At 52.6% G+C, this 23176-nt stretch carries 21 protein-coding genes; 10 read left to right on the forward strand and 11 right to left on the reverse strand.

Annotation, left to right across the window (positions count from 1 at the left end; genetic code table 11):
- Positions 1 to 269: 269 nt before the first annotated feature.
- The 6 genes from AABA21_RS22265 to AABA21_RS22290 all read right to left on the reverse strand — a co-directional run bounded on the left by AABA21_RS22265 (position 270) and on the right by AABA21_RS22290 (position 7469).
- Positions 270 to 1124, reverse strand: coding sequence for a hypothetical protein (locus AABA21_RS22265; protein ID WP_338253766.1), 855 nt, complete (start codon positions 1122 to 1124; stop codon positions 270 to 272).
- A 31-nt stretch (positions 1125 to 1155) separates the two neighbouring features.
- Positions 1156 to 2283 (reverse strand): MerR family transcriptional regulator, encoded by a 1128-nt coding sequence (locus AABA21_RS22270; protein WP_338253768.1) that lies wholly within the window; start codon positions 2281 to 2283, stop codon positions 1156 to 1158.
- Positions 2284 to 2575: 292 nt separating this feature from the next.
- Positions 2576 to 3613 carry an aldose 1-epimerase gene (locus AABA21_RS22275; protein WP_338253769.1) on the reverse strand — a complete coding sequence of 346 codons (1038 nt, stop codon included), beginning with the start codon at positions 3611 to 3613 and terminating at the stop codon, positions 2576 to 2578.
- Between the two features lie 450 nt (positions 3614 to 4063).
- Positions 4064 to 4975: a carbohydrate ABC transporter permease gene (locus AABA21_RS22280; protein ID WP_338253770.1), complete on the reverse strand. Its 912-nt coding sequence runs from the start codon at positions 4973 to 4975 to the stop codon at positions 4064 to 4066.
- A 28-nt stretch (positions 4976 to 5003) separates the two neighbouring features.
- Positions 5004 to 5870 (reverse strand): carbohydrate ABC transporter permease, encoded by an 867-nt coding sequence (locus AABA21_RS22285; protein ID WP_420917207.1) that lies wholly within the window; start codon positions 5868 to 5870, stop codon positions 5004 to 5006.
- A 219-nt stretch (positions 5871 to 6089) separates the two neighbouring features.
- On the reverse strand, positions 6090 to 7469 hold the full coding sequence (locus tag AABA21_RS22290; RefSeq protein ID WP_338253775.1) for an ABC transporter substrate-binding protein: 1380 nt from the start codon (positions 7467 to 7469) through the stop codon (positions 6090 to 6092).
- A 1301-nt stretch (positions 7470 to 8770) separates the two neighbouring features.
- Here AABA21_RS22290 and rplU point away from each other — a divergent pair.
- From rplU to AABA21_RS22310, 4 genes are all read left to right on the forward strand, one after another.
- Positions 8771 to 9148, forward strand: coding sequence for a 50S ribosomal protein L21 (gene rplU, locus AABA21_RS22295; protein ID WP_338253777.1), 378 nt, complete (start codon positions 8771 to 8773; stop codon positions 9146 to 9148).
- Between the two features lie 36 nt (positions 9149 to 9184).
- Positions 9185 to 9505: a 50S ribosomal protein L27 gene (gene rpmA / locus AABA21_RS22300; protein ID WP_338253779.1), complete on the forward strand. Its 321-nt coding sequence runs from the start codon at positions 9185 to 9187 to the stop codon at positions 9503 to 9505.
- A 286-nt stretch (positions 9506 to 9791) separates the two neighbouring features.
- Positions 9792 to 10775 (forward strand): ABC transporter ATP-binding protein, encoded by a 984-nt coding sequence (locus tag AABA21_RS22305; protein ID WP_338253780.1) that lies wholly within the window; start codon positions 9792 to 9794, stop codon positions 10773 to 10775.
- The gene (locus AABA21_RS22310) at positions 10772 to 11689 is read left to right on the forward strand and encodes an ABC transporter permease (RefSeq protein WP_338253781.1); all 918 of its coding nucleotides are present in this window, start codon (positions 10772 to 10774) and stop codon (positions 11687 to 11689) included. The genes AABA21_RS22305 and AABA21_RS22310 overlap by 4 nt, the downstream gene beginning before the upstream one ends.
- Positions 11690 to 11758: 69 nt before the next feature.
- On the opposite strand, the gene AABA21_RS22315 is transcribed toward AABA21_RS22310, so the two are convergent.
- The 3 genes from AABA21_RS22315 to AABA21_RS22325 are packed head-to-tail and all read right to left on the reverse strand — an operon-like array spanning position 11759 to position 14598.
- The gene (locus AABA21_RS22315; protein ID WP_338253783.1) at positions 11759 to 12130 is read right to left on the reverse strand and encodes a hypothetical protein; all 372 of its coding nucleotides are present in this window, start codon (positions 12128 to 12130) and stop codon (positions 11759 to 11761) included.
- Positions 12131 to 12134: 4 nt separating this feature from the next.
- A complete protein-coding gene (locus AABA21_RS22320) occupies positions 12135 to 13877 on the reverse strand; it encodes an ATP-binding protein (protein ID WP_338253786.1) in 1743 nt (580 codons plus the stop codon).
- A gap of 19 nt (positions 13878 to 13896) precedes the next feature.
- Positions 13897 to 14598, reverse strand: a complete 702-nt coding sequence (locus AABA21_RS22325) for a DUF8166 family protein (RefSeq protein WP_338253788.1) — start codon at positions 14596 to 14598, stop codon at positions 13897 to 13899.
- 374 nt (positions 14599 to 14972) lie between these two features.
- Between AABA21_RS22325 and AABA21_RS22330 the strand changes: the two genes are divergently transcribed.
- Positions 14973 to 15359: an ArsR/SmtB family transcription factor gene (locus AABA21_RS22330; protein ID WP_338253789.1), complete on the forward strand. Its 387-nt coding sequence runs from the start codon at positions 14973 to 14975 to the stop codon at positions 15357 to 15359.
- A gap of 54 nt (positions 15360 to 15413) precedes the next feature.
- On the opposite strand, the gene AABA21_RS22335 is transcribed toward AABA21_RS22330, so the two are convergent.
- Positions 15414 to 15827: a response regulator gene (locus tag AABA21_RS22335; protein WP_338253790.1), complete on the reverse strand. Its 414-nt coding sequence runs from the start codon at positions 15825 to 15827 to the stop codon at positions 15414 to 15416.
- A 445-nt stretch (positions 15828 to 16272) separates the two neighbouring features.
- Here AABA21_RS22335 and AABA21_RS22340 point away from each other — a divergent pair, with 445 nt between their 5' ends.
- Positions 16273 to 16887 (forward strand): superoxide dismutase, encoded by a 615-nt coding sequence (locus tag AABA21_RS22340; protein WP_338253791.1) that lies wholly within the window; start codon positions 16273 to 16275, stop codon positions 16885 to 16887.
- Positions 16888 to 16962: 75 nt separating this feature from the next.
- On the opposite strand, the gene AABA21_RS22345 is transcribed toward AABA21_RS22340, so the two are convergent.
- Positions 16963 to 18213, reverse strand: a complete 1251-nt coding sequence (locus AABA21_RS22345; RefSeq protein WP_338253793.1) for an MFS transporter — start codon at positions 18211 to 18213, stop codon at positions 16963 to 16965.
- A 129-nt stretch (positions 18214 to 18342) separates the two neighbouring features.
- On the opposite strand from AABA21_RS22345, the gene AABA21_RS22350 reads away from it, so the two are divergent.
- The 4 genes from AABA21_RS22350 to AABA21_RS22365 all read left to right on the forward strand — a co-directional run bounded on the left by AABA21_RS22350 (position 18343) and on the right by AABA21_RS22365 (position 23159).
- Positions 18343 to 19245, forward strand: a complete 903-nt coding sequence (locus AABA21_RS22350) for a LysR family transcriptional regulator (RefSeq protein WP_338253795.1) — start codon at positions 18343 to 18345, stop codon at positions 19243 to 19245.
- An 83-nt stretch (positions 19246 to 19328) separates the two neighbouring features.
- Positions 19329 to 20579: a glycosyltransferase family 9 protein gene (locus tag AABA21_RS22355; protein ID WP_338253796.1), complete on the forward strand. Its 1251-nt coding sequence runs from the start codon at positions 19329 to 19331 to the stop codon at positions 20577 to 20579.
- Positions 20580 to 20917: 338 nt separating this feature from the next.
- Positions 20918 to 21301, forward strand: a complete 384-nt coding sequence (locus AABA21_RS22360) for a zinc ribbon domain-containing protein (protein WP_338253797.1) — start codon at positions 20918 to 20920, stop codon at positions 21299 to 21301.
- Positions 21302 to 21602: 301 nt separating this feature from the next.
- The gene (locus AABA21_RS22365) at positions 21603 to 23159 is read left to right on the forward strand and encodes a DUF4129 domain-containing protein (protein ID WP_338258464.1); all 1557 of its coding nucleotides are present in this window, start codon (positions 21603 to 21605) and stop codon (positions 23157 to 23159) included.
- Positions 23160 to 23176 lie beyond the last annotated feature (17 nt).

A 23176-nucleotide genomic window follows, 5' to 3' on the forward strand; every position in this document is an offset into this window, starting at 1 on the left:
AACATTTGTACCAGATTAAGTGATCCTCAAGTAAGGTAGTACAAATGCATGAGCATTGTCAAGAGGAATGCCGCCATAATACTTTATCAAACTTCGTTTGATGGATTGTTCGCCCGCGTAGCGGGCGTGATGGGGAGGAGTTGCCGGGGGCACAGCCCCCGCGCCCCCGTAGGTGTTAGGCTTGCCCAGCTCGGGCTGGCCGCTTGATCATGCCCCCGGCATGCTCGCTTGCATCCCCGCTCTCCCATTAATTGAATGTTAGCAGAGTACTAGATCAAAAGGAAATCCTCTTTCTGGCGCGTCAGCCAGAGAATAAACTGATAGAGCGCGAACAACTCAATCGCGAACGGCAGGTACCCCAGGTAGCCGAGCAGAGGCATCTCAAAGACCTTCCAGAAGCTAACAAAGGGGACCGTATAATACCATTTGGGCAAGGAGAAGTAGTTCCACATCTCCCAGAAAAAGCCGCAAAAGAGGGCCCCCAACGGTAAGATCATAAAGTGCCAGCGCCCGGCCGCGATATGGGCAAAGATCGATTTACGCCCCAGGTAGTTATTGAGCGGATCAAGCAGAAAGGTCACGCTGAACCAGATAAGAGCGAAGCAGTAGTGAGGATAGAACCAGGGGAGGATAAAGCAGGCGATTCCAATCAGCTCCAATAGCACAAAGGCCAGCAGCGGCAGGCGCCCATAGTGCTCATCCAGGGACAGCTTCAGATGCATCGGTCTGAATGTCGACAGAAACTCGGTGGTCTCCAGCACGGCCGGCAGCACAGTGCTGAAATTGATAGTGGCCAGCAGCGTAAACATCAAGGGGGTATATGGATGATCTACAATATAGTGCCAGTTTTGAACCGCGCTATTGAACCATTCAAAAATCCACCAGAAAATACTGGATGTAATAAATAAAAAGATGTAGCGCCAGCGCATCCGCTGCAGCAGGGACGTGCCGTGACGCATGACGACCAGGGCATCCACAAAGAAGATATACCCCAGCCAGAGTAGAAAGAACAGATAGACACTGAACGGCTCAAGATGGCGCCACGAACCAATCCAGGCCAGTATACAGACCACAAAGGCAACCAAACCATACCAGGGAAAAGACTGGTGATACCGTGATTCCACGAAATTCTCCCCTACGACAACACTAAAGCTTTTATTTTTTTACAGAAACCTCAAGCACAATCGATTGTATGTGCGTTGTAATCTCCGTCAGATCCCCATGCATATACACCCCTTCAGGAATCAAGTTTTCCGGATGCGGAAATTGCGCGAATGCCTGTCCACCATAAATTAAGAGCGGTCTCCGATCAGACATAAGCTGTAGCTGCCGCCCCAGACTCATCAAGGCGGGCAGATAGGCCGGTAACGTCAGAGAGAGGCAGATAACCGCAGGAGAAATTTTTTTGGCGGTATGCAGCAATCCGGTTGTCTCAATGCTCTGTCCCAGGTAAACTACCCGTACACCGCGGCGACGCAGCAAGAGCGACAACATCAAGACAGATAATTCATGGGGCTCACCAGGAGCACAACAGGTAATCACAAGAGGTCCGGTGCTTGGACCACGCGTCACATGAAACATATTTGTCAGCACGGCGCGAAAGAAATTACTGGCGAAGTGCTCAACCGACACCGTCAGATAGCCTTCCGCCCACAGATGGCCGATATCCCACAGCGTAGGCATAATCAGCTCGCTACACACCTGCTCAACAGCGTAGAATGATAGCATAGAGCCCATCAAGACCTGGGCGGCCTGCTCATCCATATCCTGAAAGATCTCGATAAGTTGCGCGCGCGCGACCTGCATACTATAGGCTTCCGGATATCCCCTACCCGGCTTCAGAGTTTCAGGCTGAAATGCAGAAAGATAGTCGCCCGACGCTTCGCGGCCAGTATGAGCAAACTGATCGGTGTTGGGCTCGGGTGGATTCAATGCTACCTGGAAAGAAGGGGTAGCAACGTCAAAATACGTATCAACATCCTCTTCCGCGGGATGGCGCTGCTGCTCCTCCAGATGGCGAAAAAGGGCCACGGCATGGCTGATCGACATGCCGCCATCAACACACTCTTTCAACCAGTGAATCAACGCGATATCGCGTTCTGAATAGAGACGATAAGCATTGTTAGCGCGCTCGGGCCGCAACAGCGAATAGCGTCTCTCCCAGGCCCGTAATGTCGGCGCGGGCACACCCGTTTGCTGCACAACCGCTTTTGTGTTAAAAACTGGCTGATCCGAATATTGTTCTAAACGGGGCCACTCCATCGACCCATCATAAGTGGTCATACTATTCTCCGCTGATACACATACATTATTCAAGCCGGGACCCCATCCACAGGCATCCAAACGGACCCAGACGTGGCATTGCGCCACATCAATAACATATGATACTCCTCGAGTCCAGGCTTTGTACAGGTTTTGTTAAATCTCTTTTGATCTTATCATAGACGTATTTAGCGGATAGAGCGGGTAGAAAGGTAAACAGAACCAATGAATTGGTGTTTTTGAATAGATGGTGCAACGCCAGGGATGAGCGCGAATGCGCTCATCCCTGGCGTTGCACCATCTATTCAAAAAATTAGTTGAATTTTATGTGATACTTCAGGGTACCCTGGAAGGAGGCGCCGGGCTGTACTTCCAGGAGGTGAGCCATGCGCCGGCGCTCCTCTCCCTGATTATGCAGATTGATCGCATCGGTCGAGCAGGTTTGGTGCTCCAGACAGAAAAAGGGATCTTTTTCCGTGGCTGTGTAGATGACCGAGTGGGTAAAGTCGTCGGTGGCGGAGATGTGCAGCTGCAGGCCATGCTGGCGATAATCAATGATCGCTGGCGCGCCGGGCTGCATGTCCATGTACACGTGGTCGAGCTTCAGGTTGCCAACGGGAACCGGCTGGCGCAGATCAAACATGGAGTACATGGTCCCGCTCACATCCAGGAGCCGGCCCGTTGGTAGCAGTTCTTCATCGGCTTCCATCACGGTGGCGGCTGGCAGGCTCACATATGTATCCTGTCTGCCAGAGAGCAGCGAGAAGTAAGGATGCAACGCAAAACCGAAGGGTAGCACCTGCTGTCCCTTATTCTGGACCTGGTATGTGATATGTACACCTTCCCTGCTTAATGTATAGGTCAGAGAGAGGCGGCTATCAAAGGGATAGGCTTCATACCAGTGATCGCTCTCCTTATTAATATCTACATACGTGGTCACACTCGCGGCATCCTGCTCCACAACCGGCTGCTCATAGCGCCACGGGCGATCATAGACCAGGCCGTGAATCAACACGTAATTGCCCAGCGGTCGATCCACATCCACCAGCGAATAATCGTGTCCCTGATATGAATAGCGTCGATCGCGGATGCGGTTGGGCAAGGGCCAGAGCACGAAATCGCCGGTAAAAGCCATCTGCTTCAGCAGATCACGCTCGCAGTAGATAACTTCATGCTCGCCCACGCGGAAGCGATGCAGATTGCTTCCCAGGTCCGGGGCGATACTGATGCTCATACTGCGCGCAGGATCCTGTGGGTCCTCATATGTCAGCGACAGAATAGTTGATGCCAGATCCTCATCTCGGCTAATCTCCGCCGAAAAGGGACCCTGATTATCGTATTGTGTTGTCATAAAATACCCCTCTATACATTTTTCTCTACACCATCATAGGATTCTTTACTATCTTACCACCCCCTGTAAGCAGGCACTCAAGAGTCATGTTATGAGTGGGTAGATCGGGGGCGCGGCTGCGCCCCCGATCTACCCACTCATCAATCCATTTTTATGCCAATGCATTGGGGCACGGCTGCGCCCCCGATCTACCCACTCATCAATCCATTTTTATGCCAATGCATTGGGGCGCGGCTGCGCCCCCGATCTACCTGCTCATCAATCCATTTTTATGCCAATGCATTGGGGCACGGCTGCGCCCCCAATCTACCCACTCATCAATCCATTTTTATGCTAATGCATGGGGTGGGCATCCGCCCACCCCATGCATTAGCATAAAAATAAAGGCGGCCGCGTAAGCGGCCGCCCTTGGGGCGCGTGGCGCCCCCAGAAAAGTGTGTCTGACACCATCTATGACTTCAAGCCAGTCATAGCAATACCCTGAATGATGTAGCGCTGAGCGAGAATGTAGACGATCAGCACCGGCACAACCGCGATCACCGAACCGGCCATAACCATGGTCCACTCGGTAGCGTACTGGCCACGGAACTGATTAAGCATCAGCGGCACCGTAAATTTGTCTGAGCTGTTGAGCATAATCAACGGCATAAAGAAGTTATTCCACTGGGCCAGGAAGGAGAAGATGCCCAGGGCGGAGAGCGGCGCACGGAGCAACGGCAAAATAACCCGTATATAGATCGTCCAGCGATTCGCTCCATCCACAATAGCGGCCTCTTCCAGCTCATGTGGAATACCCATAATAAACTGGCGCATCAAGAAAACGCCAAAGGCGCTAAACAGCGCGGGCGGCACAATCAACGACAGGTGAGTATCCAGCCAGCCGAGATATTTCATGGTCATAAAGATCGGGATAATGGTCAGCTGGAAAGGAATCATCATTGTAGCCAGGAAGAGCACAAAGATGAGACTACGGCCAGGGAAGTTAATGCGCGCGAACGCGTAGCCGGCCATTGAACAGGTGACCAGCTGACAGGCCACCACAATCACAGCGATATAGATACTGTTAAAGTAGGCCAGGTTAAAGGGCAAAGCATTTAACGAATCGGGGTAATTGCTCCACACAAAAGGATTGGGGATCCAGACCGGGGGATCGCTAAACGCCTGACTCGTGTCCTTCAATGAGGTCAGTATCATCCAGACGAATGGCGACGCCATAATGAGGGCCCCGATAATCAGCAGGGTATGGAGAATAATGGAAAAAAGTCGGCTATTGCCTTCTCTTTTCTTACGAACTGGTAGCCGCTTCGCGTGACCGGAAGTAGTGCTGCCAGCCACGTCGCTGTTAACAGTTTCTTGCAACATATGCGTACTCCTCTTTTCCGTACATGCTCTATACGTCGTAAGTGACCCAACGGCGCTGGAACCAGAGCTGAATCAGCGTCAGCACTAACAGGATCGCGAACAGGATCACGGCCGCCGCACTGGCTCCGCCAAACTGGTTTTGTTCAAAACCCAGGTGATAGATGTGATACACAATCGTATAGCTATCTTTACCCGGACCACCACCCGTCAACACGAATGCCTGGTCAAAAACCTGGAAAGAGCTAATAACCGACAGGACAGTAGTAAAGAAGAGCGTGGGAGTAAGCATTGGCAGCGTCACACCAAAGAAGAGCTGGAGGCGATTAGCACCGTCAATCCGAGCAGCTTCAGCGTACGTCGCCGGAATACCTTGCAGACCAGCCAGGAAGATGATCATATTAAAGCCCAGGCTGCTCCAGATGCTTAGCATCGCGATCGAAGGGATAACGAAACGAGAATCAGTTATCCAGCCAGGCCCATGAATATGGAACCAGTCTTTGAGCAAAACATTGATCAGGCCGAAATCACTGTTGAGCAACCAGCCCCAGATCACCGCCACGGCGACGCTACTGGTAACCACCGGCATGAAGTAGATCACACGATAGACCGTTTTGCCACGCACGTTGTTGAGTCCTAGCGCGACGAGCAGCGCTAGAATCAACCCACCCGGCACCGTCAGGATGGTGTAATACAGAGTATTCCACAGCGCGATATGCAGGTCCGGGCTGCTGAACTGATCAAGATAATTCTGAAAGCCAACAAGTGACATGGGCCCCAGCCCATCCCAGCTATTGGCGCTATATATGAACACCATAATGAGAGGAATTAAAGCAAACGCCACAAGTCCAATCATTTGAGGAAGAATGAAGAAGTAACCCCATAAGGCTTCACTCATCTGACGTCGGCGCAAGTTATTCCTTGATGACCCTTGTTTAGCCACCCCAAGCGAACTGACTTGATACTCCATGTCTCGTACCTTAACCCCTATGTTTTCAAGAGACTGCGAGGGAAAGCAGCCTGTGGTGAAGATAGCAAGGGAAATAGCCCTGTCAAAAAGGCTATTTCCCCACATCCACAAAGTGTATGTGTACCGCTTGTGAGCAGTATTACCAGATTACTGTAATTTTTCCTGGGCGGCTTTGATACGGGGATTGGCCATGGTAGCAATACCAGCGAGGGCGGTGGCAACATCTTTACCTTGCAGCCAGACTGGATCGAGGGCGGTTTGGATGTCACCCGACAAACCAGGGGCACTGCCCTCGGCCGGGGGGAGACCATAGCCAATGTTACGCGCATCGAGCAAGAACTTGGCGTGGGCAGGAACACCGCCTTCCGTGACCACTTTTTCTGTATCGGTGGATTTGATCGAAGGGACGGCGTTACCACCACCATGCAGGCGGAACGTCTGGCCTTCAGCCGAGACAAAGTTGGTGAGGAAATCAAAGGCCTGGTCCTTCAATTTGGTCTTCTTGTTGATGACCATATAGGCCAGGGCCACCGGCTCGGGAGCAATGGTGCCGGTAGTAGTTGGGAATGGGACACAGTCGTACTGCAGGCTACCAGCAGATTTGAACTCTGGCAGATCCCAGCGGCCAACCGAGATAAAGCCGACCTGGTTCCCGATGAAGTTCAGATCCGAACCCTGGCCCTTTGGCAGGGTACCAGCATAGACGATGTTCTTCTGCTTTGTCTGCTCGGCCAGCCACTTCATGGCATCCAATGACTTGGGATCGTCCTGGACGATAAAGTTGCCATAATTATTGTTGTCATAGATTTTACCACCATTGGCGGTACACCAGGCCCAATACTGCAAATCCCAGGCATCAAGGATGAAGCCCTGCTTGCCGTTGGCATGGATCTTCTGAATCATCTCCTGGAAGGCGTCACGTGTCCACTTATTCTGCGCATAGAGATCGGTGGGCATGTCTTTGACGCCGGCATCGGTCAACACTTTCTTATTGAACCAGAGCAGCAGAGGATTGCAGTCGACAGGGACACCAAAGATCTTTCCGCTCTTAGTCTTGGCAGCGCCCCACAGGCCAGGCAAGTAGTCATCGGCAGACTCTTTACTCTTTGAGCTGGAGAGCAGGTCATTCAACTGCATAACGGTCTGGTTCGCGACCAGCTTGGCGATGTCGCCATCACCGACATAGAATACGTCCGGCGCATTACCACCATTGAGCTCGGTCGTGATTTTGGTGAAATAGTTGTTGTTGGCCGAGGGAACATAATTATAGTTCACATTGGTGTTGTGCTTCTTATTGTAGTCCTCGGTGAATGCTTTAAAGCGTACCAGCTCACCGGTATTGGCCCAGTTGGACCACGTAATCGAGGCGCTGGAGCCACCGCTACCACTGCCGCCGCCGCAGGCCGCGACAAATGCCTCAACGCTGGCGAGAGAGACACCAAGCCCGACGGCCCGGTTAATAAACGCACGTCTACCAATCTTGCCGGTCAGGAAACTTTGAACGAGGCTTTGCTGAGGATTGCCCATGATGATACCTTCCTTTTATTCCTTCTTTGGAACCAAGAACATTGATGCATTAACGCATCATAAACGATACCAGACTAACATAAATAAATGCAATCGAAGCTACAACTGCAATTGAGTATAAAAATACATCTGAGATACAACTCAGATGTCACTCTATTTCAGACAAGAGTTGCTTATAGCTAGAATTGGACTATAGCTCCACAAACTAGAGTCACAACTATAACCAGGTTGCAGATGCCGCAAGAACTTGTCCATATGTAGCGCGATCGATCATCAATTTTAACAAAAACGGCTTTTGTACTGCTATACACCAACATTGGCATATGCAAAAATCAACATTCCTAGAATACATAGAAAAGGGTTAATCAAATACTATGTATCTACGGAAATCCTGTCTGCAAAATTTATAACTGAAAAATTATCATTTGTCAATACGAAGGGTGCAGTATTTCAAAAGAAAGGTTTGATGCTTCTCTTTGATAAACTCTGCTACCAGCACGATTGACAGATAATGTGACCCTTATGAATGAAGCAGGCAGCCGGTATTTATTCATCCAAGACAGTCGGTATTTATTCATCCATAGGATCAAATACAGTTATATTTGCGCGTGTCTGCGTTCGCAGGTATTGTTGCCTCCTTATAATCATAGACTTATCAATAGTTTGTTTTCGGACAAAATAGAGACGAGTTTTTTCGCGCTGCGAAAAAACTCGTCTCTATTTTGTCCTATATGGTCATATGGATGTTTCCGCACGCGCGTCCGCTGCGCAGACGCGCTATTATTGAATAGTGATGCACAGGGTGCGCATAGCTCATCCTGTGCATCACTATTCAATATACTATTTAGGAACATAATGCGCATTTATGGCGCCACCATTCAAGAAGCTACTGAGAATGTACATTCTTTCAAGTGAGGAGTGTGTGGTAGGCGGCCGCAGCCCACCACACACTCCTCACTCCCAACCCGGCGCCGTAGGCGCCAAAGAGGAAATTTAAAAAGCTCTGATTGTCTGGTGGGATCGCTTGACAGCTCGGATAATCACTGCTATCATGTGGGGGCACAAACGACAGTGGTATTCCTATGTCTAAAAGTGCGTAATCACCCTCAAGAGCCTCACACACAATGTGTGTGTCAGCCCCCTACGCTGAATGGCCAGTGGTGTGTATCTATATACTGAGCCAGGACGCCGGCCACATGTTGGCGGGCGCATCTTTCAGTCAAAACCTGAGATAATTGTCCAGGAAACAGGAACTGTTCAGAACGGCGAGCCACCCATGCCTTCTACGTATCCTCCTGGATTTGAGCGTAGGGACCTTATTAAGGAGAAATAAAAGCATGTTTGCAGTCATTAAAAGTGGTGGACGGCAATATAAGGTTTCCGTAGGCGATAAGCTTGAAGTGAACCGACTTGCAGTCGAAGAGGGCGCGCAGCTTCGCATCGGCGAGGTCCTGTTGATCTCCAGCGACGATAATACATTCGTCGGCGCCCCATTTGTAGAAAAAGCTGAAGTGCTGGCAACCGTTGAAGGCCACACTCGCGGCGAAAAATTGATCGTTTTCAAATACAAATCCAAAAAGCGCTATCGCCATCGCCGCGGCCATCGCCAGGAACTGACCGTTCTGCGCATTGACGATGTTTTCGCTGAGGGCAAGAGCCTCGTTTCTAAGGAAAAGTAATCAGGCCCTGAGGCGTGTTAACGGAGGATTAATTTCATGGCACATAAAAAAGGTATGGGTAGCTCTCGCAATGGTCGAGATAGCAAACCTAAAATGCTTGGCGTCAAGCGCTTCGATGGTCAGCTCGTTACCGCTGGTAGCATTATTGTGCGCCAGCGCGGCACCAAAATTCGCCCGGGCGTCAACATCGGCGTTGGTCGTGATCATACCCTGTATGCACTCGCCGACGGCTATGTGAAGTTCGGCCACGCGACCCGCGAGCGCCGCGAGGTGAGCATCGTGAGCGAGTTTCCCGATCGCCCCTCGATCGCTGAGCTGTTAGCTGGCGCGGAAGCAGCGGTTGTAGCTGCCGAGTAGGTTTTTCCTACAGCAAAGCCAAAAGGAAGCTCTCCAGTTGTGAATGACAACTGGAGAGCTTCCTTTTGGCTTTATGTACAGCTTGTTTCCCACATTCCGCTATAATTGAGACAAATTTGCGACAATTATATAACATCTTCGCGACAATAAAGGCGTATACTCCATCTTGTAAGTGTGCAGAGCTCTGGTATCCTTCTTCTCTTTTTATATGCACGCTGTGGGCCTGATAAATACATGCATTCCTATTAATAAACATCGCAGTTACATGAAAGGGACGATCAAGCATATGGCATATGGACCTCCCGTGGTACCCGAGACACAGCGTTCTCACGCCGGCCTGTCTCGTTCAAATGAAGTGGTGTTGCGCACCAATAACCTGAGCAAACAATACAAGCAGCGCATGGCCGTCAATAATCTCAGCCTGGAAATTCATAAAGGTGATATCTTTGGCTTTCTAGGTCCCAATGGCGCCGGTAAAACCACGACCATTCGTATGATATTGGGATTGATTACGCCGACGGCCGGTAGCATTGAGATCCTGGGCAAGGAGCTGGCCCACCATCGTTCACAGGTTCTTCCCCGCGTGGGCGCGCTGATCGAGACGCCCGCCCTCTACCTCTATATGTCTGGGCGCGACAATCTACGCGCCGTTGGCTCTGTCCTGGGTGGGGTCTCCAATAAACGTATCGATGAAGTTCTTGAGCTGGTAGGACTCGCGGGCCGCCAGAAGGATCGTGTCCGCACCTATTCGCTGGGTATGAAGCAGCGCCTGGGCATCGCCATCGCCTTGCTCCAGGACCCCGACCTGGTTATTCTGGATGAACCCGCCAATGGACTTGATCCCGCCGGTATCGTAGAGATGCGCGACCTGATGCATCGCCTCTCATCCGAGGGCAAGAGCGTGCTGATCTCCAGTCACCTGCTCACCGAGGTACAGCAAATCTGTACGCGCGTCGCGATCATCTCACTCGGCTCCCTGGTGCGCGAGACAACCATCGAAAATCTGGTCCGAGGCGAAGGTGAGTTCAGTGTACGTCTGGAAAACGCACCAGCTGCGTTGCAGCTGATACAGAAGGAGTCCTGGGGTAAAGGAGCTCATATTGATGAGGATGGAGCGCTGGTAACAGCCGCCCCTGGCGGCCAGGGACGCAACCTGAACCTTTACCTGGTTCAGGCGGGATTGATACCCGATACACTCACCCCCGCAACCAAAGATCTAGAGAAGATCTTCCTCGAATTAACCAATAGTGGCTCAGGAGATATAAAGTGAGTACAGCAATTATGACGAGCGAGGCAGAACGGGCGCAGCTCCGAGCCTCAACTCCCAGCTTTTTCGGCATTGTCCGGGGCGAACTCTTGAAGATGTCGCGCCGCTGGTCAACCTGGATTCCACTGGTAGTGGTAATTATGTTCCTGTGCGCTGGAATATTGATACGACTCACTAATAGCGAATTAAAGCAGGCCATTAATGCAAATCAGCTCAGCTTTTTGTATGTCGAGATGGAAAATGGACTGGCCTTTATCCGCATTTTTACCGGCCTCTACTTTCTGGTGCTGGTCGCCTATGTGATTGGCCTGGAATATCAGATGGGGACAATTCGAGTGCTGATCGCACGCGGGGTGGGCAAGGTGACCCTGCTACTGGCCAAATTGACCAGCATCTTAGTGGTGGCCCTGCTTGTCATCATCGGCTGCATGCTGCTGACGGCCGGGCTCATCTGTGTCGTATTGTTATCGGCAACGGGTAACCTCGATGCGTTAAAAACGCTGACCTCGCAGTTCTGGTCAGATACCGGACTCTACCTGCTAACAGTCCTGATCAGTACGGTTATAACTATTCTGTTGGGAACCATGCTTAGCGTGCTTGGTCGCTCTCTCACCATTGGCCTTAGCGCAGGCCTGGCCTGGTTTCCTGTCGATAATATCGGATCACAATTCCTCTCCCTTGCCTACAGGGTCACCCATAATGACTTCTGGCAGAATGTAACCGCCTACTTTCTGGGACCCAACCTGAATGTCATGGTTAGCCAGATCATGCCCGCTAAGCTAGGTGTCGAGGGCGTTGGCATCCCTCCGCTGGTCAAAGTGGATGGTCCTCATACCCTGTGGGTAGTCCTGGTCTATGGGCTGGTTTTCCTTGTGGTCTCCATTGCCCTCACAGCGACCCGCGACATCACAGAATAAAATCATGCACACAAAAAGATGGGGTTGCGCAGTGCGCAGCCCCATCTTTTTGTGTGCATAGGTACTTTCCTATATTTTGCGGGCGAGGGAGAGAACTTCGACGAGTACGGCGGCGATGATGATGATAAAAGCTGTCAGAATATTCCAGCTATGAAGGGCAAGCAGGACAAGGTTAGCAACGACAATAATGGTAAGCAGGGCCGCCTGCCGCAAGGCCTGGCGCGTGGTAGCCCGGTAGCGGCGCGTGAAGAGCAGGCGCTCCCCTATAACCGAGGTCAGTGGAAAAAAACTGCACATGAGCGCGAGCGATAAGAGCACAAAGAACAGCAGCATGGTGAATATTGAGGACGGCTGCACCATATAGGTAAACCATAATAGACCGCCCCAGGCTAGTGGGGCGATCAAGGCAACTATTACGCGATAGGGATATTTTTTTATCATGCGTCTATCTCAACAGATTGAAACCTCGGTTGCCGTTCAGGGGTGCATCCGAGCGGCGGCGGCTCTCTGGTGTATCATTGTTAAAGTATTGCTGCCACAGATCTGGCGCATCCTTACTCTCACCACCGTGCTGGGTATAGCGCGTACGTACACGGCAAATAACGGGCGTATTTACCGCGGCGCCCGCAACGATCACCTGTCCCTTTGAGAGCGCGGGTAGATTACCCAGCAGATCGCGTCCAACGCCCTCAATGGCGGCGGCCACGCTCTTCTGGTCGATCTCATTGACGATACGCATGATACACTGCGTCTGACATTGGCTGAGCACGTCGGCATCCAGCTTACCTGGACGCTGACTGATCAGCCCAACACCGATACCAAACTTACGGCCCTCGGCCAGCACCTGCTTGAGGATGCCAGTCGAGACGACCTCGGTTCCACCTGGCGCGAAGTGGTGCGCCTCCTCCAGCAGTACAAACACGGGATACGGCAGATACGATTCGCCGGAGTGGACCTTGCCACGCTCCGTATCCATACGCGCCTGATTGAGGCGGCGCAACAGCGTGGCCACAATCACCTGCTGATCGCGCTCATCGATCTCATTGAGCTGCAATACAGTACACTGACCAGGCCGAAAGATTTCCGGCAGGTCCAGGTGCTGGGTATCGTCAAAGGTAAAGCTGTGCTCAAAGCGCTGCTCGACACGCCAGGTGAGCGCGTGCACGGTGCTGGAATCGTCGGCCCCTTCGCTATCCTCATCATTTTTCTGACGTGAGACCGCCTTGATGGCCTGCTTGAGGTCCGCCACGCCCCAGGGATGGCTGCGTTTGGTTTCATGCACCTTGCGCAGGGCCCGGCTGAGCAAATACTGCTGCTTCTCGGTCATCTCTGGCAGCAACTGGCGCATATCGCCGATATTCAAGGTCGAGATACGCACCTTAACCTGATCGGGCTTATAGACCTGCACCTGGGCGCGATAGCCACGACCAGCACCATCGCCATCGGCCGAAAATTGCGCGTCATTGGCGATCTGGTCCAACGTGCCATACTCGCCATGAGGATCAACAATCAGCACACACGCCTTATTCTGAGGCTTCATGAGCTCCTCAATGACCACGCTGGCCAGGTAGCTCTTACCGGCACCTGTACTGGCGATTATCGCCAGGTGCGTGCTCACCAGATCCTTCACCGACAGCACGATCGGCACCGCGTTAGGGGCGCGCGTCAACAACGAACCGACGGTCGCCGAGCCGGGATCCATATCCTTCTTACGGCTCAGAATCTCGGCCAGCATGGCATCATCGGCCAGGTAGATCCGCTTGCCCGATTGTGGAGGGATCCAGGGATTGATAAATGAGCCAGTGACCGGATCATAATAGCCCATGATAGCGACATGCAGCTCAAACAGTTCGTTGGTACGAGAGTTATAGCCCACCATTGCCGCCACCTCGGCGGGAGAGATCTCTGGCTCACCTAGAAAAGTATCTGGATACAGCTGCAACGGTACGCGCTTAATCACGCGTCCGAGCACACGGCGCACCGGCACCTCGCCGATGCCACCATTTAAAGCAACGACATCTGGATCTGGCAACTCATAATAGACATACTCACCATTTTTCAGGACCTGGTCATCGTCGCGTGAGACAAAGGTATATTCATGCGTCTCTTCGCCCGGCCCTTTGGTAATACCAACTGGTCGACGATACGCTGGCCGGGTAGGAGAATCCGTTTGTGATGGTTCAAGCATAGTTCGTTGGGTACCTCCGCTACCCGGTCGTTTCTACTTTTAAGCGCCAGGCGAAATTCCGTTTAACAATGGAGAGGAGCGCGAGATTCTGCGGAAATAGGCGCTCCAACTGATCAATGATGCGCAACGTCACCATTGGAAGCAGGCTACTACGCTGAGCAATGATATGGGGCACATAGCCCATGTGCAGATAGGGCGATTGGCTATCGGGCCCGCCAGCCGGATCAGCAAAGTAGTGGAACGAGCGCACCTCCGCGTCGGTCATGGTCTCGATCTCGCTATCCAATTCGAGGGAGAGTAGAGGAACACCATGCATGACCGAGAGCACCTCTGGTTCCTCACCAAACACGAGGCGCTCTTCCATCATGCCCAGGATCATGATATAGGTAAGCACCGCCTTCTCAGAAATATAATCAGGCGAAAATAGCTCTACCTGTGTCTCGTTCGAGAGGCGCGGCCCCAGGGCACCGAAGGCAGGATTTTGCAAGATCGTATCGTAGATGACGCCGACCGCGTACGTAATCGGCTCCCGGCTATTGCCCAGCACTTCATCGAGCAACGCATCCGGATCATCGGACCGCTCAGAGCGTACAGCGACGCGCACAAAACGGCCGAAGGCATAGTCCGCCGGGCCAGGTTGAATATCAGCCTCGCGAGGACCAAAAACTTGACAGACATAGTTAATATGAGAATCTGATTTGACTATTTTCCCGATTTTCATTATTCAACCTCTCGGGGACGTTATAAAAAGCGCTCTGCATCCAATGCACATAATATCCCTGCACACCGTTGCATACATACCAGACAACAACATATGGTGAGGCAAGCTGACAGGAAAGGACAGAAAGATCCGCCATGATCCCCAAAAAAACAACGATTAGAACAAATGGTTTGGCGGCATTATAACACAGACTCTGATCTTTGTGCGTTTCTTGCCTCTATCAATGGTACCTCTGCGGCAAATTATTAAGAAAGTATGAGTACCAGATCAGAGAGAAAAAACGGACATCGCTAACAGGGTATTTCCAACAGATGAGTTCGTGTTCTACAATACCTAATACATTAACATCGCCAGCGTTGCGGAAAGGAGAGATTATGACAGAAACACCTTGCACCGACCAGAAAGAAAAAAGCAGGCCACCTCGCCGCCCAGCCGAGGTAGATAAATATGTCGATGCCTTCCTGGGCGTCGTCTGCGATCCCAGCCGACGCTATATTCTGGAACTGCTATCTGTTACAGACCAGGAGGAAAAAAACACTCACATGCCGGAGATGCGTTCTGGGGAGATCGCCAGGGCCATCGGACTGTCGGCGGCAACTACATCCGAGCACCTGCGTCAGCTGACAAGCATCGGATTAATCTCATGGCGTCGTGAGGGCAATGTGGTCTACTATCAATTGCGTAATCGTGAACTGGTGGCAGCATTCCATAAAATGATGGAAGCACTGGATAATGACTATGCATTGAAGAAAGAGATGTAGTCCCCATCACCTCTCGTCACAACAAAATCCGCATCGAGATGGATAGAATAAGATTTAGACCGCGAGATCTTCGATCGTCTGCAGAAAATCGTCTAAATCGATAGGCTTGCTCATGCCCTGTAGATGGCGCTTATTCAGCTCATGTCGTGGCAGATGGGCGCTCAACATCAGAGCCGGGACATGAGCCAGCTCCTCTATAACATGCAATCTGTCATACAACTCAATGCCGTTCATGCGAGGCAATTGATAATCCAGGATAAATAAATTTGGTCGGATCTCTTTAACCATCTGAAGCGCCTGAAATCCATCCGGAACAAGTATAACGACAAAAGAAGTTTCTTGCGTTATAGCTTGCTGTAACACTTCGCCAATATTGATGTCATCCTCCACCAACAGGATAGTTTTTACGCTCGAAGGAGGTAAGGCGCTCGTCCGATGCCGATCATTCTGCACGGAATCATGAGCCATAACATTGCTCCATACAATCGCACATACATTTGTCCAACAAATTAGAGCAATTTCGGCATTGGACGAAATTGCTATTAGACTATACCATGTTTTACCTGAGAAAGATAGTTTCATTCTCCCCACTATATATAAACGTCAGGGCATTTCTATCTTTTCTGTTGCTTATGGCAAGCTTGCATGTCACTGTTTATTTAGGCTGGTGCGTATAATTATATAGACGGGTCGCTCATATAGACCCGATACAGCATTGGAGACGCGCAAAGTGAGCATAAAAGCGCGCATCTCGGCTTGACAATAGCATACTCTATCGCATACAACTAAACATGTAGACTATATCCTCTCCAGGCTGCTTGAAACACTATTGCAAGAAGAGCAGCCTGAGACCCACGATGTCAAAATAGGAGGGAAATTCCCTCCTATTTATTTGAGTAAGGAGAGAAGTTTTATGGCTTTTGAACTTCCTAAACTGCCGTATGACTACGCTGCGTTAGAGCCGTATATCGATGCCCAGACCATGCAGCTGCATCATGATAAGCACCATGCTACGTATGTGAACAATTTGAATGCGGCTCTTGAGGGTCATGAGTTCGCGAACCTGCCCGTTGAGGAAGTGCTTCGCCGCCTCAACGAGGTTCCCGAGGCCAAACAGACTGCTGTCCGTAACAACGGTGGCGGCCATATTAACCACACCATGTTCTGGGAGATCATGACCCCTGGTGGCAGCAAAGAGCCCACGGGCGACCTGGCTACCGCCATCAACGCCAAATTCGGCTCTTTCGACGCCTTCAAAACAGCGTTCAACGATGCGGGCGCCAAACGCTTCGGTTCCGGCTGGGCCTGGCTCGTCCTGGACAAAAGCGGCAACCTGGCAATCACCTCAACGGCCAATCAGGATAGCCCTGTGCTGGATGGCAACTATCCTATCCTCGGTAATGATGTGTGGGAGCATGCCTACTACCTGAAATACCAGAACCGCCGTCCTGAGTACCTGAGCGCCTGGTGGAACGTCGTCAACTGGGATGTCGTTGCCAAGCGCTACGCGCAGGCCCGCGGCGTCTAATACAATAAAAGGCGCAAAAGAAGCGGAGGGGAGCTGTTTGAGCTCCCCTCCGCTTCTTTTGCTTGCATTGGTTCTTCATGCTTCAGGAGTAAGGTCCGAAGCCAGAGGATGCTGGTAAAACAGACCGAAACGTAAGAGGCCAGCTACACCGAGAACGATCATCAGCACGGCGCAGATGCTGATGCCGACCATCACGGAGACGTGGGCAAACATGGGTACCGCAGCGAGCAGCCCCAGGGAGGCACCGACATTGGCCAACACCATGCGCAGGCTATAGACTTTCCCCAGTTGAGCCACGGGGAGCTCGGTCTGCATGATCGTCAACATGGTGATGTCGCCCATCGGACCCCCAAAAGCGGCGCCGGCCGAGGCCAGGACGGCCAGCGGCAGAGAATGAGCCCATGCCAATACCAGAAAGCCCAGGCCAACGATAATCTTACCCACAAAAATGATGGGAATCGGCCGCCGGATATGGACACTTCCCATCACCAGGTTGCTGATAACATTGCCAACGCCATAAGCACCGATGATCAGGCCGAGCGCCCCTACGTTGCTCTTTAAAACCTGGTTAACCAGCAGCGGAACGCCGATCACAAAGCTTGCGCTCCAGGCCAGATTCATCACGCCGTTTAACGAGATGGCCCAACTGAGCGGTTTATGTCGACCAACCAGTGTAATAGCGCCCCGGATATCGCTCCAGATCCCTTTTATGCCAGCGGTCGCCGGCATGCGCTCGGCGTCTTTCCAGATCACATGCCGTCCTAATGATAAGATAGCCAGTGCAGAAATGACGTAGCTGACCGCGTTCAGGGTAAAGAATTGCGCCAGGGGCATAAAGAGGACCAGCAGTCCCGCCATGCTGGGTCCAAGCGCTCTGGCCAGGCGCGCCGTCACATCCATCAAGCCATTGGTGGCCTGTAAAGTTGGCACATCGCCAGCAAGGGTCGGCAAGCTTGCCTGTAAGGCGGGATCAAACAAGGATCCCAGGCTGCCAATAACGATGGCAGCGGCCACCAGCTCCCACAATTGAATGGCGCCAGAAAGCGCCACGATCGCTATCAGGCCCACTGTCCCGGCCCGTATGATATCCACTACCACCATCACTGCACGGCGGTCCCAACGATCGGCATAGACGCCCCCCAGCAGCCCAAACACCAGTTGCGAGCCCGCCTCGGCCGCCGCCACGATACCTGCTCCACTCCCGGCCGTGCGCACAGCGATCCAGATCACCGCCAGATTATAGAGATAGTCCCCCATTGAAGAAAGCACCTGGCTCACCCACAGCCACGCAATCGATGGACGACGCAGCGCCATCAAAAATCCCATATGCTCCGTTTCCCTCCCTCTCAAAAAAGCTCATAAGAAAAGTATAGAGAAGGGCGTGCTATAATCCAATCCAATATTGCTTATACTTGTTATTAAATTTTTTAATAGTTAATAGAGAGGAGGTAGGATATGGATACGGAACAGTTGTTGACGTTTGAGCGTATTGTACGAGAGGGCAGCTTTAGCCAGGCGGCACGCGCCCTGAATCTATCACAACCGACCATGAGCACACGCATGCAAGCTTTGGAGGAGGAGGTAGGCGGCACGCTCTTCGCGCGCGGCGGGCGTAAGGTGGCACTGACTGAACGTGGGGAGAGCTTCCTGCCCTATGCGCGCCGGGCACTGGAGATTCTGGCCGAGGGTAAAGAGGTGGCACAGTTGACCCAGGAGGGGATGCGGGGACGCGTCACCATCGCTACATTAGAATCATTTAGTGGCGGCTTTTTGGCTGCCACGATCGCCGAGTTCCACCATAGCCATCCCGAGGTTGAAATCTTTGTGCGCACGGGCCATAGCCGGCAGGTTGAGGAGATGCTCTACGATGGCATTACGCGCCTCGGTCTGATCGGCTGGCCATTCCTCAATCCGGATCTCACGACTCTGCTGCGCTTTAAAGAACCGTTGATCTTTGTCGCCCCACCTCACCATCCACTGGCGAAACAATCCCACGTACGAGCAGAAGATGTGCATATACACGCCTCCCCACTGCTACTGGTCCAGAAAGGCTTCGCCCTCAGCGAGGTTCTCACCCACATCCATCCCCATTCCGAGCGTACGATGGAGCTTCCGGTGCATACGGCGCGAGAATTACTGCGGCAAGGGATCGGTGCGGCCTTTATCACGCGCTCGGCCATCGCTGAGGAGTTGGACAATGGACAGGTGGTCGAGATCACTGTGCGCGATCTTCCGCCCAGTTACCGCGAAAGCGCCCTGGTGCGCCTCAGCCGCAGCCAGACGATTCCGGCGGCCAGCCGTGACTTCATCGCGATCTTGCGCCAGCAGGCGGGCATCAATTATCAGATCAATGCTTGACACCGTCTGATCTCATTTTGTACACTGAACCGCGATTTAAGGTCGATCAATCACAAATCTATGCGCAGGAGAGGCCGATACAGATGGAAAGCTACAACCTGGCGTTTATGGGCGAGTTGGCCCGCGATCCCGAATATGAGCTGTCCAGTCAGGAGCAACAACGCCTACAAGAGAATCAGCAGGCGCTGCGGCGGGCCAACCGGATAATAATCTTGCTGGGTGGCAAAGCGGGTCGGCTGGGGGAATGCGTGGTGGGGACGGCCCTGCTCGAAGGCACGCTGCAGATCCTGCGCTCCCTGCGCAAAGACCACATTCCCATCCAGCTCCTGATAGATCAAAGCTCTGGCTCCCTCTTTAATCTCAATAGCTATCAAGAAGCCTACTGGCCGGAGATCGATATACAGTTGACGCCAGCGCCATTAGCTATCGACGACCTGTTCTCGACCCACGCCAACAACACGCCCGATCAAGAGACGCTGGTATTGGATTTTCATGGCTCCCACGATGGCATGCCTACCGGCACCCAACACACCACCACGAATGGCGTGTTCTATGTGCTGAACGATCTTTTTCGCATGGGTATTCGCCATTACGCCCAACGTGGGCCAGAGCGGCGCTATGCTGATTTTCTCTGCGAACTCTTCGGGCTCCCCAACTCAACGCTAGAGGGATCGGCTACCCAGCCCCGCATCCGACTCACGGCGACGGACGAGCAGCGCTATCGGCAGATCCAGCAGAACATCGGATTCGCGTCCGACTCCATCCTTATCGTCTGCTTTTTCCAATCGGTGGTGCTGGCCAAGTGCTACGAGCTATGGGATGAGGTCATGCAGATGCTCTGCGAGTATGCCACGCGCAATATGCCCGGACAGAAGATCAGCTTTGTACTGGCCTGCGGACCCGATGAGAATCTGCCAGAAGGCTTCAAAAAAGCCGACATGATCGACTGGCTCCAGCATTTCAATGGGGTGGAGGACAATGCCCACGTCTATTTCTATACAACCGAAACCCTGCGCGACGTAGCCGTTTTGTGCAACGGGGCCACGCTGGCCCTCTCAGATGACACGGGACCCGGCCACATCGCTGGCGCCCTGCATATCCCCACCATCGTCCCCTTTCTGCCGGGCACCATTTACGCCCGCTTCATCTGGTCCTCCACCCTCTGGCACCATGGCGTCACCCTTGACCCCAATCCCTACAGCGACCAGCAGATCCAGTCCGCCATCATCTGGGGCAAAACAGACATCATCGACAGCATTCCACCGGATCGCCTCTATCAAGATGCCGTGCGCTTCCTTAAAAACCCTCCCTCACGCTCAATACGTTCAACATAACACGCCGGCATACCTTTGAGAAGGAAGGTAATATCGTTGGTGGAACGTAGGAAACGGGGCCGCTTTGCGGCAATCGGCCGCAAGGGCCGAACCTACGCTCCTCATTTCCGATTACCTTATTATGGTGGTGCATGAGGGCGCATCCGCGCCCCCATGCACCACCATAATAAAACCAGGGCGGCCGCGTATGCGGCCGCCCGTGAGGAGGCGCTTTGCTCCCCAAGATATTCTTTATGCGTTATTAACGCTTTATTATTGACATACTCGCATTCTTCAATTTAAACTACAGATACGTGTATGTGTCGTATGGATGTTGATGAAGTGAGAAAGGTTGGGTTATGTTTTCGACACTAAGGCAACGCATCAAATATCGCCTCGCCCATATCCTCTATGATATGTTTAAGACCACTATAGACGCTCAAAACTGGTCCCAGACGGTTACCTGCACCTCATGCCAGCGGATTATCCCCGTTGATGCTTACTTCTGCGCCTACTGTGGTATACAGCAAGGGACCCTCTTTGCGCCACCCGCGGCTGTCAAGCTACAGGATACAGACCCGCTCCTTTTCGAGCAGGTGACGATCAAGTTACCGCCCGGCAACGAGCAGCGCCGCTTCCTGCGCTATGTGCGGGATACGAAAAACGGCGATCCGGGGCCAGCCACGATCGCCCATCGCCAATTACAGGACTACCCTTCGCGTCCACCTATCCACGATCGATAGTACTTCTTGCGAAATCTATTGACTTATCCACATTTGCGGTGGATAAGTGTGGATAACTATGCAAGAATGTGGATAAGTCGAGTAAAATAAGGGAAAATCCTGCATAGGAAATAGCAAGATGACATCCATGACGGAGAGAAAACCAGTATCTGGCATGACAGGCAGCCCGGTGCTTCACAGTTGGAAACGGCATGGAACACATTGACAATGGTTTATGGGACGGCTACAATCTAGCAAGCAGGATGATCGGTAGCCGGACTCTGTTGAACAGGGTTAGATAGAAGCAGAAAGGCTCTTGAAGATGGAGAGTACGCCGCAGACGCCGCGAGATGATCAGGAGCGTAGAGAACCATGGAGTCCACCTCCCCGTAGCCTGGCTGATGTGATGAGTTGGGGAGAACAACTGCTTCCACTGTCTTACGCGACCTTAGAGGCCTGCTGGATGGGAGCAGTGCTCATCGGGCTGGCACGCGTCCATTTTCTGGGCCTGGATCAACCATTCGCGCCACTGTGGGCGCCATTTTTATTGATGATGGTCTCATCCTGGTGCACGCTAATCTTACCGGATCAACTATTAAAGAACAATGATAAAAAGACGGCCAGCGGCCATAGCGGCAACCTGGTCCTGGTTATTCAGAGCATTGGTATCCTATGTGTTGTGTGGGGCACGTTCTACGCGGGGACAAGCGCGCTATGGAATCCGGCCTGGCTGATGGCCTTGCTCTCTGATCTCTTGCTCTTCAATTCAACCGCCTTCGCGGTCATCGGCCTCATCATCGCCTCCTATGCGCTGTGCTATCACGGCATCCGGATCGCGCGCTACGCATTGGAGCCCAGCGAGACACTGCGTGGGATCATCATAGGCAGCGTCATCTTTGTGGTCATCTGCCTGCTGCCGGCGATCGGCAATGGTGACCAGGTTGATCTCCTGCTGCTGGTGTTGCTTTTCTTCTCGCTGGCGCTGCTGGCCAGGGCGCTATCCTATGCGATTTTTACCCGGCAGGATCACATAGCAGGCCTGCATGGAAGCAAGGTAACGCAGGACAGGCTGATCCTCTCCACGGTAGGTATCGTCTGCCTGATGCTGGCGGTGGTCGGGCTGGTCCTGGGCATCATTATCAATCCCACCTTGCTGGCTGCGATCCAGCAATTTCTATCGCCGCTGGGTAGGATCTACGATGGCGCGACCTATGCCATTGCCTGGGTGATGGCATTTATGATCTCCTGGATTCCCCTGGATAAGTTTAAATTTACTCTCCCAAAATTAAACAAGAATACCCCTCCACCAACAACGCACTCAAACGCGGGAGCGGCGCCCCCGCCAGCCGTCCAGACAATCGCGGGCTTCGTCTTCATCGCTCTGATGATTACCCTTCTCGTCACCGTGATTATCCTTGTTGTGGTCCTGCTGCGCAGGCGCCGGGCTGGTAGGCGCTCGCTCGACCTGCACGAAAGCCTGTGGTCCTGGGGGTTGTTCTGGCAGCAGATTACGGGGCTGCTCAGCCATCTATGGCAACGTCTGAGGCGGCGTAAAGATGAGCAACCGGCGCCGATCGTAGAGCGCGGGATAGAAGACGATGAGGCACCCATGCTACGGGATGTGCGCGTGATCTATCGCGCCTTCCTCCAGTGGGCGGCCAGCCAGGGTTATCGGCGGCAGCAGGCGGAGACGCCGGGAGAATTGAAACAACGGCTGGTGCAGCCCTTACCAGCGTTTGAACCAGAGATGCAGGCAGTAACGGAGATATATACAGCCGCGCGCTACAGTCACGTATCGCCCGGCGAGGCGGAAGTAGCCAGGATGCAGCGGAACTGGAGCGAGCTCCAGCAAAAGAGCGCGAGCAGCGAGCAGCAGTAAGCAAGAAAGCTTGCTCC

The sequence above is a fragment of the Dictyobacter halimunensis genome (genome assembly GCF_036245075.1).